The 16,505-nt window shown below is 69.7% G+C and carries 19 protein-coding genes; 7 read left to right on the top strand and 12 right to left on the bottom strand.

The window, feature by feature from the left end; translation table 11 throughout:
* Positions 1-263: 263 nt before the first annotated feature.
* Positions 264-1,271, bottom strand: a complete 1,008-nt coding sequence (locus tag ABZV42_RS03640; RefSeq protein WP_356050811.1) for a TIGR01777 family oxidoreductase — start codon at positions 1,269-1,271, stop codon at positions 264-266.
* Between the two features lie 214 nt (positions 1,272-1,485).
* Positions 1,486-2,190 (bottom strand): type 1 glutamine amidotransferase domain-containing protein, encoded by a 705-nt coding sequence (locus ABZV42_RS03635; protein ID WP_356050810.1) that lies wholly within the window; start codon positions 2,188-2,190, stop codon positions 1,486-1,488.
* A gap of 342 nt (positions 2,191-2,532) precedes the next feature.
* On the opposite strand from ABZV42_RS03635, the gene ABZV42_RS03630 reads away from it, so the two are divergent.
* Positions 2,533-3,450, top strand: coding sequence for a LysR family transcriptional regulator (locus ABZV42_RS03630; RefSeq protein ID WP_356050809.1), 918 nt, complete (start codon positions 2,533-2,535; stop codon positions 3,448-3,450).
* Positions 3,435-3,755 (top strand): hypothetical protein, encoded by a 321-nt coding sequence (locus tag ABZV42_RS03625; RefSeq protein ID WP_356050808.1) that lies wholly within the window; start codon positions 3,435-3,437, stop codon positions 3,753-3,755. The genes ABZV42_RS03630 and ABZV42_RS03625 overlap by 16 nt, the downstream gene beginning before the upstream one ends.
* Here ABZV42_RS03625 and ABZV42_RS03620 read toward each other — a convergent pair.
* From ABZV42_RS03620 to ABZV42_RS03610, 3 genes are all read right to left on the bottom strand, one after another.
* Positions 3,745-4,194: a spore-associated protein gene (locus ABZV42_RS03620; protein ID WP_355979532.1), complete on the bottom strand. Its 450-nt coding sequence runs from the start codon at positions 4,192-4,194 to the stop codon at positions 3,745-3,747. The two genes, ABZV42_RS03625 and ABZV42_RS03620, sit on opposite strands and share 11 nt — an antisense overlap.
* A gap of 450 nt (positions 4,195-4,644) precedes the next feature.
* A complete protein-coding gene (locus ABZV42_RS03615; RefSeq protein WP_356050807.1) occupies positions 4,645-5,259 on the bottom strand; it encodes a hypothetical protein in 615 nt (204 codons plus the stop codon).
* 531 nt (positions 5,260-5,790) lie between these two features.
* Entirely contained in the window at positions 5,791-6,519 is a 729-nt protein-coding gene (locus tag ABZV42_RS03610) for a hypothetical protein (RefSeq protein ID WP_356050806.1), read from the bottom strand.
* A gap of 210 nt (positions 6,520-6,729) precedes the next feature.
* On the opposite strand from ABZV42_RS03610, the gene ABZV42_RS03605 reads away from it, so the two are divergent.
* Positions 6,730-7,062: an ANTAR domain-containing protein gene (locus ABZV42_RS03605; RefSeq protein WP_356050805.1), complete on the top strand. Its 333-nt coding sequence runs from the start codon at positions 6,730-6,732 to the stop codon at positions 7,060-7,062.
* A 107-nt stretch (positions 7,063-7,169) separates the two neighbouring features.
* Here the strand turns inward: ABZV42_RS03605 and ABZV42_RS03600 are convergent, their stop codons facing one another.
* Positions 7,170-7,754: a dihydrofolate reductase family protein gene (locus ABZV42_RS03600; protein WP_356050804.1), complete on the bottom strand. Its 585-nt coding sequence runs from the start codon at positions 7,752-7,754 to the stop codon at positions 7,170-7,172.
* A 159-nt stretch (positions 7,755-7,913) separates the two neighbouring features.
* Here ABZV42_RS03600 and ABZV42_RS03595 point away from each other — a divergent pair, with 159 nt between their 5' ends.
* Both ABZV42_RS03595 and ABZV42_RS03590 read left to right on the top strand, forming a co-directional pair.
* Entirely contained in the window at positions 7,914-8,924 is a 1,011-nt protein-coding gene (locus ABZV42_RS03595) for a sigma-70 family RNA polymerase sigma factor (RefSeq protein ID WP_356050803.1), read from the top strand.
* 206 nt (positions 8,925-9,130) lie between these two features.
* Entirely contained in the window at positions 9,131-9,835 is a 705-nt protein-coding gene (locus tag ABZV42_RS03590) for a Clp protease N-terminal domain-containing protein (RefSeq protein WP_356050801.1), read from the top strand.
* 143 nt (positions 9,836-9,978) lie between these two features.
* On the opposite strand, the gene ABZV42_RS03585 is transcribed toward ABZV42_RS03590, so the two are convergent.
* Positions 9,979-10,773, bottom strand: coding sequence for a hypothetical protein (locus ABZV42_RS03585; RefSeq protein ID WP_356050800.1), 795 nt, complete (start codon positions 10,771-10,773; stop codon positions 9,979-9,981).
* Positions 10,774-11,186: 413 nt separating this feature from the next.
* Between ABZV42_RS03585 and ABZV42_RS03580 the strand changes: the two genes are divergently transcribed.
* Entirely contained in the window at positions 11,187-11,372 is a 186-nt protein-coding gene (locus ABZV42_RS03580) for a hypothetical protein (RefSeq protein ID WP_356050799.1), read from the top strand.
* Between the two features lie 40 nt (positions 11,373-11,412).
* On the opposite strand, the gene ABZV42_RS03575 is transcribed toward ABZV42_RS03580, so the two are convergent.
* From ABZV42_RS03575 to ABZV42_RS03565, 3 genes are all read right to left on the bottom strand, one after another.
* The gene (locus ABZV42_RS03575) at positions 11,413-12,105 is read right to left on the bottom strand and encodes a phenylalanine--tRNA ligase beta subunit-related protein (protein ID WP_356050798.1); all 693 of its coding nucleotides are present in this window, start codon (positions 12,103-12,105) and stop codon (positions 11,413-11,415) included.
* Positions 12,106-12,209: 104 nt separating this feature from the next.
* Positions 12,210-12,857, bottom strand: coding sequence for an FMN-binding negative transcriptional regulator (locus ABZV42_RS03570; protein WP_356050797.1), 648 nt, complete (start codon positions 12,855-12,857; stop codon positions 12,210-12,212).
* Between the two features lie 103 nt (positions 12,858-12,960).
* Positions 12,961-13,797: a DMT family transporter gene (locus ABZV42_RS03565; RefSeq protein WP_356050796.1), complete on the bottom strand. Its 837-nt coding sequence runs from the start codon at positions 13,795-13,797 to the stop codon at positions 12,961-12,963.
* Positions 13,798-13,911: 114 nt separating this feature from the next.
* Here ABZV42_RS03565 and ABZV42_RS03560 point away from each other — a divergent pair, with 114 nt between their 5' ends.
* Positions 13,912-14,496, top strand: coding sequence for an XRE family transcriptional regulator (locus ABZV42_RS03560; RefSeq protein WP_356050795.1), 585 nt, complete (start codon positions 13,912-13,914; stop codon positions 14,494-14,496).
* A 181-nt stretch (positions 14,497-14,677) separates the two neighbouring features.
* Here ABZV42_RS03560 and ABZV42_RS03555 read toward each other — a convergent pair whose 3' ends face one another.
* Positions 14,678-15,097, bottom strand: a complete 420-nt coding sequence (locus tag ABZV42_RS03555) for a VOC family protein (protein ID WP_356050794.1) — start codon at positions 15,095-15,097, stop codon at positions 14,678-14,680.
* A gap of 479 nt (positions 15,098-15,576) precedes the next feature.
* A complete protein-coding gene (locus ABZV42_RS03550) occupies positions 15,577-16,473 on the bottom strand; it encodes an alpha/beta fold hydrolase (RefSeq protein WP_356050793.1) in 897 nt (298 codons plus the stop codon).
* Between the last annotated feature and the right edge of the window lie 32 nt (positions 16,474-16,505).

Below are 16,505 nucleotides of genomic sequence, written 5' to 3'. Positions count from 1 at the left end.
CGCGGACATCGCCCACTTGCCCCTGGCCCACGCCCCCGACGCGGCACACGCCCTGCCGCTGCTCACCGGCTGTTCGCCCACAGGCTCGAACCGGCAATCCCGGACGACCACCCGGCACGGCCGGTTAGGCTCCGGTTCCGTTTTCGGGGGAGGCCCGGTCCCCTCCGCGTCCCGCGCCGTACCCGTGCCCCCGTACGCCCATGCCCGTATCCTCACGGCACCGACAACGTCCCGCCTTGTGTGGGGCGCCCGGCGGATCCGCGTCAGCGGTCTTCCAGTGTGGCCGTCCACGCAGGACGGCCCGGTTCGCGGGATCGGCCGGATGCCGCACGAACCACCTTTGCCCGGCGTACGAGAGACGTGGCGGCCCTGTCCCATTCGGGGTGCGTGAACGCGAACCCGGCAGAGTCCAGCCGGCCCGGTACCACCCGACGGCTCTTGAGCAGCAGTTCCGTGTCCGAGCGCAGCGCGAACGCCCCCAGTTCGGCCATCCAGCGGGTCGCCGGCAGCCCTACCGGGACATGCCAGGCCGCGCGCAGTTCCCGCATGAAGTCGCGCTGCGGAAGGGGGCCGGGGGCGGCGAGGTTCACGGGTCCCTCGAGGTCGTCCCGGGCGATCAGGAACTCCACCGCCCGCACGAAGTCCTCGTCATGGATCCAGGAGACGTACTGCGCCCCGCCGGCCACCGGACCGCCAAGTCCGAGGCGCGTCAGCCACGACAGCACGTCGAACACACCGCCCCGGTCCGGGCTCATGACCATCGCCGAGCGCAGCGCCACCTTGCGGGTCGCGGGAGTCGGCGCCTCGGCCTGCGCCCGCTCCCAGTTCTTCGCGATCTCCACGCTGTACGCCCAGTAGTCCGGCACCCCGGCCTCCGAGCCGCCGATCAGCCCGGTCGCCTCGTCTTGGGCCGTGTCGAACCGGTGGGCGTAGACCGTCGCCGTACTCATCTGGAGCCAGACACGCGGCGGTCGCGCGGCTGCGGCGATCGCCTCGCCGACCACCCGGGCCGAATCCACCCGGGATCGCATCATGGCTCGCAGGTTCTCGGCGGTGTAACGGCAGGAGACGCTGCGTCCGGCCAGATTGATCACGACGTCGCAGCCGTCGACGGCGTCGGCCCAGCGGCCGAGTGTGGCCCCGTCCCATCCGATGTCGTGCGCCCGCGCAGGACGCCGGGTCAACACCGTGACCTCGTGTCCGGCCGCCGTCAGCGCACGGTCGAGAATCGCGCCCACCTGTCCGGTTCCCCCGGGCAGCACTACCTTCATCGGACCCCCTCGGCTTGACTAGGGATCAGCGTAGCGCCGAAATTTGAACATGTTCAACTCTGAAGCCCGATGGATGTCAGCGGGATCGCCGGAGATGGATTCGAATCCGTCCGGATCGCCGGCGCGGAGAAAGAACACCGCCGCGGAGGCGTGTCGCGCTCCGCGGCGGCCGGTTGGGCCGGGGCTGGCGGAGTTCCGCCCGTCCCTGTGCGACTCAGTGGTCGGCGAGGGCCTTGAGGGTGGCCTCGGCGGTGGCGGTGCTGGACTGGGGGTTCTGGCCGGTGATCAGATTGCCGTCCACGACGACCGTGTTGCTCCACGGTGCCCCCGTCCCGACCTCGGCACCGCGCTCGCGCAGCAGGCTCTCCAGGAAGAACGGGGTGTTCTCGCCCAGGCCTCCCTGGCGCTCCTCCTCGTCGGCGAAGGAGGTGACGGCCCGGCCCGCGAACGTGAACTGGCCGTCCGGCGTCGTGGCGCTGAGCAGCGCGGCGACGCCGTGGCAGAGAGCCGCGACGGTCGTGCCCCCGGCCTCGGCCTCGTTGAGGAGCCGTCCGAGATCCGCGTCGTGAGCGAGGTCGGCCATCGGCGCGTGACCGCCGGGAATGTAGAGCGCGTCGTAGTCGCCCAGACGCACCTCCGCCAGCGGCAGCGGGCTGGAAAGCTGGTCGGCGATGCTGTCGAGGTAGGTCCGGAACTCCTCGGCGTCGGTCTCGGAGACGCCGCCGCTGGCGTCGAGGCTGAGGGCGTCGACCGTCGGCCGGACGGCACCGGGGGTGGCGAAATCAACCTGCGCTCCCGCGGCAAGCAGCACCTTGTGCGAGGCGGCGACCTCCTCTGCCCAGAAGCCGGTCGCGTGGGTGGATCCGTCGGCCAGAACCAAGTGGTCGGCGGCTGAGACGATCATCAGGATCTTTGACATCGGAATGCCTGCTCTTATCTGTAGGGCAACTCTGGAATGTGGTGGCCGGTGGTCGATGGCCGGTGGTCCGTGGCCGGTGGCCGGTGGCCCATGACCGGTGACCTTTCGCGTGCGGACCGCAGTACCCGTAGTACCGCCGTGCCGCAGTGCTCGGGACAACCCCAGGATTCACCACCGAAATGCCCAACCACCTCTGTCATGGCATAAGGAAAGTTATGGAGCGGAGCTGGCCCGTTTCCCGTGGATGTGCCGACCGTTCACTACCGCCGGTGGCCGCACCCCTGCTCTTGGATCCATCACTAGAATTGGATCGACCGAAGCACTGCATAAGCCTTGTGATGGATGGAGAGGCACTTGCCCGGCCTGGACCTTTTGGCGACCTTCCTCGAGATCTACCGCACGGGGTCGCTGTCCGCGGCGGCCGCGCGGCTGGGGGTGAGCCAGCCGGCGGTCACCGGACAGCTGGCCCGTCTCGAGGAGCAGCTGGGCGAGCCACTGTTCGTCCGGTCGAGCAAGGGAGCCCAGCCGGCGCCCCGGGCGGCGGCGCTGGCCGCCCGTGTGGGTCTGCACGTCGACGGGCTGCGCACCGCTCTGACTCCTTCGGGGGAGGAACGCACGCTCCAGGGGACGGTTCACATCGGGGGAGCGGCCGAGCTGATGTCCCTTCAGGTGATTCCGGCACTGGCGCCGCTCTCGGCCCGGGGGCTTCGGATCCGGGTGACGCTGGGCCTCGCCGAGGAACTGCTGGCGGCGCTGACGGCGGCAACGCTCGACCTGGTCGTCTCCGCGGTTCGCCCCCAGCAGGAGGAGCTGTCGGTGACGCCGCTGGTGGACGAGGAGTTCCTGCTGGTGGGGCCGCCCGCGCTGGCGCACGCCGTCGACCAGGAGCGGCTGGCCGCAGACCCGGTCGCCGCGCTGTCCCACATGCCGCTGGTGGCCTACGCGACCGATCTTCCGATCATCCGGCGGTACTGGCGCAGCGAGTTCGGGCGCCGGCCGCCCAACGAGGTCGCGGTCGTCGTCCCGGACCTGCGCGCGGTCCTGGCCGCGGTGGTGTCCGGCATGGGCATCTCCGTACTGCCCCGCTACCTCGCAGCTCCGGCGCTGGCCGCGGGTCATGTGGTCCAGATGCACCGGCCGGAGGTCGAGCCGCTGAACACGCTGTATCTCGCGTCCCGCCGCGACATGCCGGCGAGCCCCGCCCTTGCGGCCGTCTGGGAACACCTGGCCCGGGCGGCACGGGAGTGGCAGAGCCTCTGAGCACGGCCGGGGTCTCCATGACGGGTGGGGCCGCGGCCGTTGAGCAGCGCCGCAGGCTGGAGCGCGCGCTCGCCCTGCTGGAGCGCGCGCCCGTTCTGCTGCATCACGTGCTCGCAATGCCGGAACACGTGCTCGCCCTGTCGGAACACGTGCTCGCCCCGGCGGAACTCGGTGAGTCCGCCAGGGCGAGTCGGGCCAGGGCATTCCGCGCGGTCATCGGTTTGGACGCCGGCCCGATGACCGCCTTCTCCCCGCGGTCCGGATGGGGAAAGGGCGGCCCGTCGGAGCCGTGGATCAGCGGGTGAAGGTCACTCGCTGTTCCCTGAGGGCGGCGCAGTTGGAGCCGGACACCTGGGTGTACACGTTGTTGATCTGGCCGCCCCAGTCGACGCAGTGACCCTTGCCGTACACGTACGTCGGTCCCGCGTACGAGGTGTACGGCCCGTAGTCGTCGTCGCCCAGGCCGGTGTCGGGGACGTAGATCCACGCGGACATGTCCACGGCGGTGCCCGGGTTCTTGCGGATGGTCGTGACGCAGTTCTTGCCGTTCGACGAGTTGTACGTCAGGTAGACGGTGCCCAGGGAACCGATCGGTGCCGAGTTCACCGTCTTGTAGGCGCTGCCACAGACCTTCTGCGGCGTGGTGTTGGGCGCGGCCGAGGCGGGCGCCGCCAGAGCGGTGGTGGCCCCCAGTGCCACGGCGGCCAAGGCGCCGGCCACCATGGCGGAACGATTGAAGCGCATATTTCCCCCTTGTGATCTTTGGAGATGTTTGCTCCTGCTTGATGTGACCCACGACACCCCGGAACGGTTGTGCCCTGCCGGAAAAGTCGTGCGGCCCGAACGGCATCAGCGCACAGTGGTCCGCCCGCTGTCGTGTGGGGGGCCTCGACGAGCTGGTCGCTCGTCTCCTGGCGGCGTGCCGGAGACGGGAAGTCGTGCGTTACGATTGATCTTGAGCTGGTCGGCGCAAGTGGCGCTGATTCGCCGTGCGTCGGTGGTCCAAGGAAAGACGTCCCGCTTCCTGCGGGGAGATGCAGGTGCAAGGCCTGCCCGGCGCTCCACGAAGACCCTGTCCCCCGTTGTGCGGGACAGGGTCTTCTTTTACGTGTCTGGTGCCAGGGCGTCAGGCAAGGCCAGGTCAGGCTGCCGTCGGCGCCGCCGCTGCGGCTGCCACTGCGGACCATCGTCAGGTCAGTCGGACCGGATGTTCTCCAAGGTCGAGCGGGTGTCGGTCTTCACCCACCGTGAGACATCGCTGACCTCGGGCGGGGTGGTCGTCGCGTAGGAGGACGAGTAGGTGCTCCAGCTCATCTGGTAGGTCATCCAGCCGTCGCGCACCGCGAGGATCACCGCTCGGCTTCCGCTGGTTCCCGCGCCGGACGTCGTGTCCTCGGTCACGAGATAGGCCTCGTCACCAAAGCCGGACACCTTCTCCACCTCGTAGCCCTCGTAGCGCTGGTCGTACCCGGACCACACGGCCGTGAACTCGGGGGAGGGGTCGGTTGCCCGGTGCAGATCCATCTCCACCGACAGGTACGCGTCGGAGTAGGACGAACTGGACGACGTCTTGAGCGAGATGCTGCAATAGCTCTGGTCGATCGCCTTGTCCTTCAGCGAGTTGTGCGTCGGGGCGGTGTCTTCCTGGGTGTATTCGGTCCTCAAGGCGCTGTAGTCGACCGCGGAGCAGAGGTTGGCCTTGGCCCGGTACCCGGCGAGATCCGGTTTGTCACCCAGCGGGCCGAGAAGGAAGATTCCCCCGGCCCACAGCGCGGACGCGGCCAGCGCGCCGACCGCCGCCCACAGCACCGCGCGCCCCGCGTTGCCTTTGCCGCCGGACGGCGGGGGAAAGCCTGGCGGTTGCCCGTACGTGTACGGCTGGGCCGGAACATAGGCGGGAGGCGGCCCGTAGTTGGCCGTTGGGGCCGGGGCCGGAGTCGGAGCCGGAGTTGAGGCCGGGTTTGGCGCGGGCTCGGATCTTGGCTGAGGTAACGCCTGGGCCTGCGGCTGCTGTTGAGGTGCGGGTGCGGGTGCGAGTGCGGGTGCAGGCGCGGGTGGGGGCGGGGTCGTGGAGCCGGGTGGAAGTGATGTCTGCGCTTGGGGCTGCGCCGGGACGTCCTCGGGCCGATCCTGCATCCTGTGCTCCTTGATCGTAGGGAGTGTGGCCAGACGGGGGAACGCGGAGTTGGGATGCCAGCAAATACGTGAAGTTGTCAACAGGGGTATTTTAAAGGCCAGTTCGACAGAAATGGGCTTGTTTGCGCGCGAGCCCATTGCGAAGGGCCCCGCAGCGCGCAAGCACGCTGCAGGGCCCTTCGCAATGGGTCGGTCCTGGAACCGTCAGGTGGCCTTCTCGATCTTTGCCACCTGTGCCTCGACGACATCGGCCGGCACCTCGGGGGCCCTCCCTCCCAGGGCGCTCATCGCGGAGAAGACGGCCAGCGTCGAACCGCTGCGTACGACCGTGTAGGTCACCGGGATCTTGGTTCCCTCGATGTCGCTGGTCATCGTGTACGACACCGCCTCGTCGCCGAGAGCGGGGGCCTTCACGGGCTTGACCCCGGTGTACTGGTAGTCCGTGTGCTCGTAGGAGTCGCAGGAGCCGCTCTGGGTGCGCAGGTCCGCGACGACCTTCTTGGCGTCCGGTTCCTTGTGCGCGAGCAGACCGACGCGCAGCACCGTTCCGTCGGTCGGTTTCAGGCTCGTCAGCGAGCGCGAGATGCGGGCCGTAGCGTCGGGTTCGGTGCCCAGCAGGAACATGTCGGCGAGAGCCTGACAGGCGGCCGGCTTAGCGGGAACGCTCACCTCCGGGATCTCGTCGTCGGGGGTGTCGCCGACGCGGTAGCCCTTGACGTCCGACTTGGTGATCACGGCCTTCGCCAACTGCGCCTCGGTTAGGGGCTTCAGCCCCTCCTGGGCGGCGGGCGTCGCCTCGGCGGCCGGCTTCTTCGAGCCGTTGCCGTCGCTCTTGTCGTCGGCGCCGGTGTTCTGTGCGCCGCACGCGGCCGTCGCGGCGAGCGCCGCCATCACACCGATGCTCACCAGGACGCGCCCCGGAACTGACTTCACGTTCGTTCCCATCCTCTTGCGTCTGTACGTCTCTTTGGGCGCGTCCACGACAACGGGCGCGCCGAGCCGCATTCAAGTCCACAGCCAGCGCACTTTGCCAGCCCATTAGGCTCGCTTGACGTAACGATCAGAGATCGCCGACTTGGTTGTACGGCGCGGCAGTGGTTCTCGACACGCCCCGGGCCCGCGTCTCCGGAGGAAGATGGACTCATGGCATCGGGATCCCGCGAATCGAACGACGACAGCGACCGCGTCTTCGCGCTTGAGTCGGAGGTACAGCAGCTGAAGGAGGCCGTCACATCTCATGCCGTGGTGGACCAGGCCATCGGGATGATGGTCGCTCTCGGCAGGGTGTCTCCGGACGAGGGCTGGGCCGTACTGAAGGACGTCTCCCAGCACACCAACGTCAAGCTCCGCAACGTCGCCGAACTGATCCTCGTCTGGGGACGCGACGGCGAGATCCCTCCAGAAATCCGAGCCGAACTGGAAGACGCCCTCGACCGCCACGGCCCCACCCAGATCCCAGAAGCATCCTCGGAATGACGTCCCGGGCGCGCGGCCTCATCCGGCCGCGCTCCCGGGCACTCGCCGCCCCCTGGCACGAGGGGGCGGCGCCGCTCGTTGTCGGGTGATGCCAGGTCGCCCGTCCGCTACGGGTTCTGGACGACCTCGTAGGTGAGGAAGGCCAGACCGGAACCGATGGTCCTGGCCTCCGTGAGCCGCAGGGGCTTCCGGCCACTGGTTTCACCGAAGAACCGTTCGCCGGCCCCGAGAACGACCGGGAAGACGACCAGCCGTACCTCGTCAACGAGGTCGTGCTCGATCAGCGTACGGCCGAGCCGATGGCTGGCCGGGATGACGATCTCTCCGTCCAGCTCCCGCTTCAGCTTCGACACCTCGGTCACCGCGTCGCCCCTCAGGACCGTCGAGTTGTCCCAGTCGGGTTCTTCGAGCGTCGAGGAGACGACGTACTTGGGCATGCTGTTCAAGCGGTCCGCGAGCTCCCCGCTCCGGGGCCGCCACCGCGCTCCGAAGAACTCGTAGCTCTTGCGGCCCAGCAGCCAGGCCTCGGCGTGCAGCGCCTCCTCGAGCGCGACCTTGCTCCACTCGGCGAGATCCTCGCCCCCGAACCGGGTGAACCAGCCGCCCAGCTCGAAGCCCTCCTCACCGTCCGGGTCCTGGACCACTCCGTCGAGCGACACGTTCTGCGGCCCGCTCATCACGATCTTTCCCATGTCCGATCCCTCCTCGTGCCGACGTTGTCGTCGGCCACACAGGTACAGGCGCCACCGCGCCGGGAAACCGGTCGTCGGCCGACCGCCCAGTTCTCCTCCCGGTCGGCGCCTGTACAGGATGGAAGCGCGGCAAGAGGCAAAGAGAGGGAGACGGTGACGATGGCGGCAGCCGATCTGATCGAAAGGGCGCGGGCCGGGGACGGGGACGCGTTCCGGGAGCTGACCGAGCCGCACCTTCGAGAGCTCCAGGTGCACTGCTATCGCATGCTCGGATCCTTCGAGGACGCGGAGGACGCCCTTCAGAACACGCTGCTGGCCGCCTGGCAAAGCCTTGGCGGGTTCGAGGGGCGCGCCTCTCTGCGCACCTGGCTGTACCGGATCGCCACCCATCGGTGTCTGGACGCGCGCCGCGCGGCGTCCCGGCGCCCAGCCAAGGAGTGGGATGTGCCCGGAGTCGAACCGCCCGAGCCGACCCGGCTCGGCGAGATCGTATGGCTTCAGCCGTTTCCCGGCGACCTCCTGGAGGACGCGGCCGAGGTGCCGCTCGGCCCGGAGGCCCGCTACGAGCAGGCCGAATCCGTCTCGCTGGCTTTCGTGACCGCCCTTCAGGCGTTGCCGCCCCGCCAGGTCGCCGTCCTCGTCCTGCGCGACGTCCTGGGATTCAGGGCGAGTGAGGTGGCGGGCATGCTGGACTCGACCGTCGACTCGGTCAACAGCGCCCTCAAACGGGCACGGTCCGCCCTGCGGAGCCACCGAGCGCCGACCGCCGGTCACTGTGCTCCTCCCGCCGCTGGGTCACCCGCCGAGGACGCGGTCGTGGGGAAGTTCGTCCGCGCGTGGGAGTCCGCCGATGTCGACGCGCTGGTGGCCCTGCTGACCGACGACGTCTTCATGTCGATGCCGCCGATGCCCTTCGAATACCAAGGCCGAGACGTCGTGGCCCGCTTCTGCACCGGCCTCTTCGACGCAGGCCGCAGGTTCGACCTCGTCCCGTCCCGAGCCAACGGCCAGCCGGCCTTCGGGGCCTACCTGCGTACCCCCGACGGCATCAGTCACGGGGTCGGCCTCTACGTCCTCACGCTCACCGGCGATCGGATCTGCGCGATGACCCGATTCGACAACAGCGTGCTCCCGTGGTTCGGCCTGCCCCGCTCACTCCCCAGCCGATAGCCGGTAGCAGCGCGTGCGAGCCGGGCCGGGGCGGGCTCGCGGGCACGGTTGGCCGAACTGCCGTACCGCCGTCGCCGAACGCTCCACCACCGTCGCGATCTCCGCGCAACTGACGTCGACCCGCGTCCGCAATCGAAGGTGCGCACCCCCGGAAGAATCGTCAATTACAAGTTGACGGCAAGGTGTCGTCAACTTAAGATTGACGCATGAGTCCACTCGACATCAGCCTCGCCGACCTGATCGCCCGTCTCGACGAGGAACTTCCCGAAGCCGGTGAACTGGCCCGGATCAGCGAGGCGCGACTTCGCGCCCAGACCCTGTCCGACCTCGGTGACCAGCTCATCGACCACTACGTCAGCAAGGCCAAGCGGACCGGCGCGTCTTGGACCCAGATCGGAGACGCCATCGGAGTGTCCAAGCAGGCCGCCCAGCAGCGACACGCGCCCTCCGCGTTCGAGCGGTTCACCAACCTGAACCGGCACAGCATCGTGCTGGCGCAGGAAGCCGCCCGAACGTACAAGCACGACTTCATCGGCACCGGACATCTCCTGCTCGGTCTGCTCGGCGAACCGCAGGGCCTGGCCTACGAGATACTGATGGCGAAAGCCGAATCGGAGCAGAGTGTGCGCGAGGCGATCGAGGCGACGATGCCGACGGCCGGGGAGAAGGCGCTGCGAGGTCACATCGCGTTCCGCCCGGAGAGCAAGGAGGCCATCGAGCAGGCCCGCCACGCCTCGGTCGAACTCGGCCACGACCGGGTCGGCACGGAACACATGCTCCTGGGCCTGATCCATGCCGAGGAGAGCACGGCGGCGCAGGTCCTACGCAGCCTCGGCTTCACGTCGGACGAGCTGCGCGAGGCGGTCAGGGCCGAGGCCGCCGCACGGCTCGCCGCGGGCGGCACGCAGTAGGGAGACGATCGGCTGTCGCTGTCGCTGTCGCCGAGGGCCTGGTCGGTCCGCGGTGATGCCCGGCGTGGGACGGCTCGGCGGCCGATGCCCCTGCCGCCGTCACGGGATCCCCCTTCCGCCGTCATCTGGTTCCCCTTCCGCCATCACCTGACGTCGACGAAGTCGCCGGTCGCCGTGGCGGGTCCGGTGGTGGAGGTGCCGGCGAAGAGGAAGCGGAAGTAGCCGTCCGTTCTGGCCTTGGTGGTGGTCTTCAGGGTTCCGCCCCCGCCACTCGTGACGGTCTTCAGAGTGGTGTAGGTGCTGCTGCCCTTCTTCCGGAACTGGAGTTGCACAGGCCGGCTCTCGTAACCGGTGTAGGTGCCGCGCTCCCAGTTGGCGCGGGTCAGGCTGCCGGTGACTGTGATCGTCCTGCCTGCTTTCACCGGCTCGGGCGAGGCGTTCACCGTGATTTTGGAGTACCGCTCGAACCGCGTTGTGCCGGCGACGTCGACGTCTGTCCAGTCGTCGTTGGTGTCCTGTGCTTCGCCGAGCACCTTCCACGTGCCGACGAGGCCGTTGTCGGCGAAGTCCCGCGCTGCGTCCACGCCGAAGCTCACCTTGCAGGTGGACGTGGTGCGATCGGTGGGTGACACCGCGCAGGTGCCCGCGGGTGGATAGCCGGGCAGTCTGCCGTCGGCGTCGTCGGTGTCGGGTCCGTGCCAAAGGTAGGCCCAGGAGGCGGCGACACCGTCGGGGTCCGTCGCGGTCCACGTGATCGTGACGGTCTTCTTCGTGGTCAGACCGAGCACGATGTCCTTGCCGCCGTTGACGACGACCTTCGAGAACGTCGTGCTACCGGGCGCGGTTCGGTCGGCTGCATGGGCGGACGCCGGAAGCGTCGACGCGGAAAGGGTGGCGGCGGCAAGTAACGCAGTGGCGGCGGCCGGGCGGATGCGCATGGAATCCCCCTTCGGGATCGTCGGGTTCGCTGTCTCCTCGCGGCGAACCTGATGATGTGTCACGTTCCCTAGACCCCCGGAAGCCGTTCGCGGTTGCCCTGATGTTCGGACCCGTTCTCACCTTCCGTAACGAGAGGGAGGGCGTTGACCGCGCCCGGGGCAGCGGCGCGGCCCGGCGGTCGGCAGACGGTGCCCGTCACCGGTGTCGGTCGTCGCCGGGGAGCCGTCCGCGTCCGTCGAATCGCGGCCCTCTGCCCGCTGGTGGCCTCCTGCTCCCACTTTCAAGCGATGACCTCCGCCACATCCGTTGGTCCTTCCGGTCCGGTCCTGAGCATGTGAAGCTGCTCGATCGTATGGACCATGAACCGGTCGGGGCTGTACTCGCACGCGCCGGTGCCAGAGAGGACGGCTGCATGTCGACCGCGAAACGCCGTTACAGCCTGACGTGGACCGACCCCGACGGTGCGCCCCAGGCGGCCGCCGGCCGCTACGACAAGCGTTCAGCCACGCGGCGTCGGCGTGCACTGGAAGCGGTCGGGTGCACCCGTGTCGAGGTCGTCGTGGTCAAGCCCGGGGAGCTTCCCGAACCGGCGCTCTGATTCACCCCCGGGTCCGCCTGGGTGGGGGCGGGGGAGTGGTTCAGGCGTCGGTGTCGAGGTAGTGCACTGTCGTGTCTTTCGCGTGCGGGGCGAGCAGTTGCCGCAGTTCTTCGGCCGCGGTCCTGAGGAGCTGTCCGTCGCGGGTGGCGTGGACGGTTTCGAGGATGAAGGCCACGCGGGTGGAGGCCTGGGTGACGCGGGTGCGGTGGGCGTCGCGGTGGTTCCAGTGTCTGGTGAGTACGTCGGTGGTGTCGGCGTAGATGACCTCGCCGGCGCGGGGGTTCTCGGCGGTGTCGGGTTCGCCGAGCGGGGTGAAGGTCTCGCCGCCGTCGGCGTAGCGGATCTCGACGTCACCGGTGACGTTGTCGAGGTCGAAGGCGCCGGCGGGCAGGCCGTGGCGGACGGAGACGGCGTTGTAGGAGTCGACGGCCGCGTTGATCCGTGGCAGGGCGCCCTTCTTGGCGAGGCGGCGGCCGAGGGCGTCGACACTGGGCCGGACGCGGCGCGGGTTGGTGCCGAAGGCGCGGTAGGCGGTGTGCCATGCCTCGATGCGCGGATCGGTCTCGTCGGCGGGCCGCATGGTTCCGTCGGCGAGCTGCCGCTCCAGGTCTTCCAGGGCGATGGTGGTGGCGGGCCAGGGTTCCTCGCCGCGCAGGCCGGTGGCCGTGACGACGGCGACGAGGGTGTCGGGGAACGCGGCGGCGACGGCCGGGGCGATTCGAAAGGTGGTCATCCGGGATCCGTTCCGTGGGAGGGGTGCGGGAGAGGTAGGGGAAGAGAAGGCAGGGGAGGGGTGCGGGACGGGTGGGGGGAAGAGAAGGCAGGGGAGGGTGACGGTCACGGATTCCAGGGGCCTATGCGGTCCAGGCGGCGCAGCTGCTGAGCCGCGGTGGGTGTGTCCAGGCCCGTGCCGCGTTCGGTGAGCCTGCGTGCGGTACCGGTGCGCTGCTCGACGGGTTTGTGATCGTCGTACTTGAACTTCGCGCGTACGTCCGTGACGTCCAGGCGCAGTCCGCGGATGCCCGCGAGCATCCGTCCGTAGGGAGGCCGGCCGGTCTCGATGGCGGCGTGGTCGCCTTCGGGCTGGAAGTGGGCCATCTGGCGGCGCAGCAGCTCTGCCTTGGCCTCGGGCTCGTCGATGACGGTTGCCCGGCAGATGAACTGGACGGCCGCGTAGTAGCTGGTCGGGACGCCGTCCGTGGGCGGGACGTCGGGCTTGGCGCGCCAGGGGCCCGGGATGAAGGCGTAGTCGCCGGTGACGGTGAAGGTCACGGCGGGGTCGGCCTCGATCGCTTCCCAGACGGGGTTGGGGCGGGCGAGGTGGATCAGCAGGCCGGTGCCGTCGACGGCGAAGTGGGTGGGTACGACGTCGGGCGCCCGCCCGGGCAGGCCGTTGACGCTGAGCAGGCCGAAGTCGTGGCCGGCGGCGATCCACGTCTGCCATTCGGCGTCGTCGAGGGCGGCGTCCCAGGGCTGGATGAACATGATGGCGGTCCTCCGGGGCGGAGTCTGGGGTGTGGGGTGGTCAGGCTGGGGCGAGGTGGCTGACGTACATGGTGGAGACCCTTGGGGTCGTGGTTTCGTGTGGTCAGGTGAGGGCGAGGAGGCTCACGGCGACGGCGGCTGCGCCCAGACCGATCAGCTGGCCGCGGTGGATCCGCTCGGCGAGCACGCCGCGGGCGAGCAGGACGGTGCCCGCCGGGTAAAGGGCGGTGATCACGGCGACGACGGCGAGGTCGCCGCCGCGGGCGGCGAACAGGAACAGCAGGTTGGCCACCGAGTCCAGCACGCCGGCTGTCACCGACATCGCGTACGCGGGCCTCTCGGAACCGAGCCGGCGGTACATCACGCCGGCCGCCGCGAGGGTGACGGCGGCGGACACGGCTCTGCCGACGATGAGCGGTCCGATGCCGCTGCCCGCCGGTGCCTGGTGCAGGAAGACCAGTTGGAGCGCGATGGCCGCCCCGGCGCCGAAGGCCGACACCAGCGCGGTGCGCGACGGGCGTGCGGTCCCGGCGCCCCCTCCGGCGCTGACCAGCACCACTGCCGCCAGGGCCAGCGGCAGCCCGATCAGCCCGGCAGGGCCCAGCCGCTCACCCTGCGCCAGCCCGACGCCGACCGGCAGCATCGCCGAGACCAGTGCCGTGACGGGCGAGAGGATGTTCATCGGGCCGATCGCCAGCGTCCGGTAGAGCAGGGCGAAGGCTGCGGCCGAGGCGACACCGGAAGCCGCGCCCCAGGCGAGGGTCGCCGGGGCGAAGGACGCCCCGAGGAAGGGCCACAGCAGCAGTTCGACGGTGAACGAGGCCGGGGCGGCGATCATCACGGTACGCGGGACATGGGCCTTGCGGGCGCCGAGGCCGCCGAGGAAGTCGGCGCAGCCGTAGGCGAGAGAGCTGCCCAGGGCCAGCGGCAGAGCGATCACGGGTGCATCCCTTACTATCAATGGAACGACTGCACCGTACAACGCACCGACCGGAAGTTTCAACCAAACGACCGTACGGTGCAGCGTAATGAACTCTGCCGGGAGGGGAGAGCGATGGCCGAGACAGAAGCGGCACTGCGGACGCTCGCGCACAACGTCAGAGCCGCCCGCACCCGCGCCGGACTGTCCCTGGACGAACTGGGCCGCCGCGCCAAAGTCAGCAAGGGTGCCCTGGTCGGGCTGGAGAAGGCCCAGGGCAACCCGAACTTCGCCACCCTGGTCCGCCTCGCCGACACCCTCGGCATCTCGGTGTCCGCGCTGATGGAGGGACCGGCCGAAGGGCGCGTCCGGGTGGTGAGCGCCGATGCCGTCATGCCCCTGTGGGCGGGGGAGAAGGGCAGCGAGGCGCGGCTCATGCTGACCACCACCGGAGCGGCCCCGGTCGAGGTCTGGCGCTGGAAACTGGAACCGGGCGACGAATACCCCAGCCACCCGCATCAAGCCGGCGTCGTGGAGACCGTCAGCGTCACCGCCGGTCAGATGGTTCTCGTCGTCGACGGTACCGAGCACACCGTGGAAGCCGGGCAGACCGCCACGTTCGGCGGCGACACCCCCCACACCTATCGGGGCTCGGGCACTCGGACCTGCCACCTGATCATAACCGTTCACATTCCGCCCGGTCCCGGATCCGCGGGCTGACCCGGCGTTTCCCCTCGTCGAAGTCAGCTGCCGTCCGCGGCCTCGGGGAGGCGTGTGACGTCCCGTGGCCACGGCCTCAGAGCCCGTGGTCGCCGAGCCCTCGGGGTATCGACCGTGGAGCGGTCGGCGCCCGGCGCGGACGGTGCGATCCGCGCCGAGCGGCTTCGGGGGCCGGGGCCCGTCAGGCCGTGGGCGTCCCGGCGATGTTGACCATCCACTCGACGCCGAACCGGTCCGTGCACATGCCGAACGTGTCGCCCCACATCTGCTTCTCCAGCGGGACCGACACCTTGCCGTCGGCCGACAACTTGGCCCAGTAGCCGCTCAGTTCCTCGGCGTCCTCGCCGCTCAGGCTCACGGCGAAGTTGTTGCCCGCCCGGCGTTCCATCCCCGGCGGGACGTCGGCGCCCATGAGCACGAAGCCGTTGGGGGCCTCCAGTGCGCCGTGCATGACCTTGTCGGCGAATCCCGGCGGTGCCTCGGAACCGAAGGCACCGAACTCGTGGATCGCCAGCTCGCCGCCGAAGACCCCCTGATAGAAGGTCAAAGCCTGCCTGGCGTCACCGGAAAAGCTGATGTAGGGGTTGAGGCGAGAGCCCACAGAGGGTCCTTTCGTGACAATTCACCGGAACTGCACCCTAAGGGCTGTCCCGTAATCCCCGGTGGATCAGCGCGCGGCGTCAGATGCGGTGCATCGCAAGGCGGAGGGTCGTCCTCATACTGGGCGTATTCCGGCGATCCGACAACGCGGCGGGGGGGGTACCCCCTGCTCGAAGAGCTTGGGGGAGCCGTAGCTGTCGTCGTGCGCCCGCCGGGGATTACGGGACAGCCCTTAGTCCCGCCGGGCTCGCCGGGCGGAGATCCCGGGCCCGACGGCGCGCGCTCGTTCACGCGCGACGGCGCACGCCGGTTCACGCCCGTCGATAGGCGCTCGCGCCCGCCCGTCGGCAGGAGCTCATGCACGCCCGTCACTGGCCCGTCCTGAGCTCCGGTCCGGCGGTGCGACTCGCGAACGCCCCGGTCCCACGACGTGCGCCTGGGGCGGTTCGAGCGGAGCGTGCCGACGACGGGGCGGCGTGCTCACAGATGCTTCACCAGGAACGCGATCTCCGCCTCGACGGCCTGTTCGTGTGCCTCAAGGAACGGCGCGTAGTGGCGGCCCGCGAGATGCAGTACCTCGGAGTTCGGCGCGTTCCGCGCGGCCTTGACCGCAGGGCCTGGCAGCGCGCTCCGGTCCTGGTCGCACACGACCACCAGGAGAGGGCACCGGATACGAGAGGCATGGCGGCCGGGCCGGTACCCGCCGATCTTCAGCGCGATCCGGGCGGCGACCGTCTGCTCCCAGCCGACGTGGCGGTGGTCGGGATCCAGGGCCCGGTCCCCGTCCATCGCGTCGGCCGTGGTGAGCGAGGCCACGTCGCCGCGCCTTCCCGCGGTCGGGACGAGCAGTGGCGGGCGTCCCAGGAGAGCGCCGATCGCGTCCGCGACGGCTCGGCCGAACAGCCGGAGGAGCGCCGGAAGAGTCATGGAGCGGAGGGCGTGCGGGGCGACCGCCGGGCCGTCGACCAGCGGCGTCTGGGCGATGGCGCAGGCCAGCCCCGGGCTGTCGGCCGCGACCTGGAAGATGTGTCCCCCGGCGAGTGAGAAACCCCAGAGCGCGATCTTGCCCGGATCCACGTCGGGCAGCTTCGCCGCGCACTCGATCGCGGCCTGCCAGTCGGCGCGTTGTTCGGCGAAGCGGACGACCTGGCGCGGCGCGCCACCGCTCCCGCCGAACCGCCGGTGGTCGAAGGCCAGGACGGCGAAGCCTGCATCGTTGAACCGCCGGGCGAAGAGATCCGAAGCGGGTTCCTTCGTCACCGCGGTTCCGCCGGCCATGATCACGCAGCCGCCGTTGGTTCCCGGATAGTGCCAGGCGGCACATGTCGTGTCGCCGCTGGCGAAGCGTAGTTCTTTCCGTTCCCTGAGGGCGGGCACATCGGCCTCCGTGGTGGATTCGGTCGTTCCTC

The sequence above is a fragment of the Streptomyces sp. NPDC005281 genome, assembly GCF_040607495.1.
In the GTDB taxonomy this organism is placed as follows: Bacteria; Actinomycetota; Actinomycetes; order Streptomycetales; family Streptomycetaceae; genus Streptomyces.
The sequence above is the reverse complement of the archived record's forward strand: the minus strand, read 5'-3'. Positions and strand labels throughout refer to the sequence as shown.

Coding starts and splice junctions, on each gene's coding strand:
- ABZV42_RS03605 (WP_356050805.1), top strand. CDS start 6,730: ATGGCATCGGGATCCCGCGAATCGAACGACGACAGCGACCGCGTCTTC.
- ABZV42_RS03630 (WP_356050809.1), top strand. CDS start 2,533: ATGGAGAGGCACTTGCCCGGCCTGGACCTTTTGGCGACCTTCCTCGAG.
- ABZV42_RS03585 (WP_356050800.1), bottom strand. CDS start 10,773: ATGCGCATCCGCCCGGCCGCCGCCACTGCGTTACTTGCCGCCGCCACC.
- ABZV42_RS03575 (WP_356050798.1), bottom strand. CDS start 12,105: ATGACCACCTTTCGAATCGCCCCGGCCGTCGCCGCCGCGTTCCCCGAC.
- ABZV42_RS03570 (WP_356050797.1), bottom strand. CDS start 12,857: ATGTTCATCCAGCCCTGGGACGCCGCCCTCGACGACGCCGAATGGCAG.
- ABZV42_RS03600 (WP_356050804.1), bottom strand. CDS start 7,754: ATGGGAAAGATCGTGATGAGCGGGCCGCAGAACGTGTCGCTCGACGGA.
- ABZV42_RS03580 (WP_356050799.1), top strand. CDS start 11,187: ATGTCGACCGCGAAACGCCGTTACAGCCTGACGTGGACCGACCCCGAC.
- ABZV42_RS03620 (WP_355979532.1), bottom strand. CDS start 4,194: ATGCGCTTCAATCGTTCCGCCATGGTGGCCGGCGCCTTGGCCGCCGTG.
- ABZV42_RS03635 (WP_356050810.1), bottom strand. CDS start 2,190: ATGTCAAAGATCCTGATGATCGTCTCAGCCGCCGACCACTTGGTTCTG.
- ABZV42_RS03560 (WP_356050795.1), top strand. CDS start 13,912: ATGGCCGAGACAGAAGCGGCACTGCGGACGCTCGCGCACAACGTCAGA.
- ABZV42_RS03590 (WP_356050801.1), top strand. CDS start 9,131: ATGAGTCCACTCGACATCAGCCTCGCCGACCTGATCGCCCGTCTCGAC.
- ABZV42_RS03595 (WP_356050803.1), top strand. CDS start 7,914: ATGGCGGCAGCCGATCTGATCGAAAGGGCGCGGGCCGGGGACGGGGAC.
- ABZV42_RS03640 (WP_356050811.1), bottom strand. CDS start 1,271: ATGAAGGTAGTGCTGCCCGGGGGAACCGGACAGGTGGGCGCGATTCTC.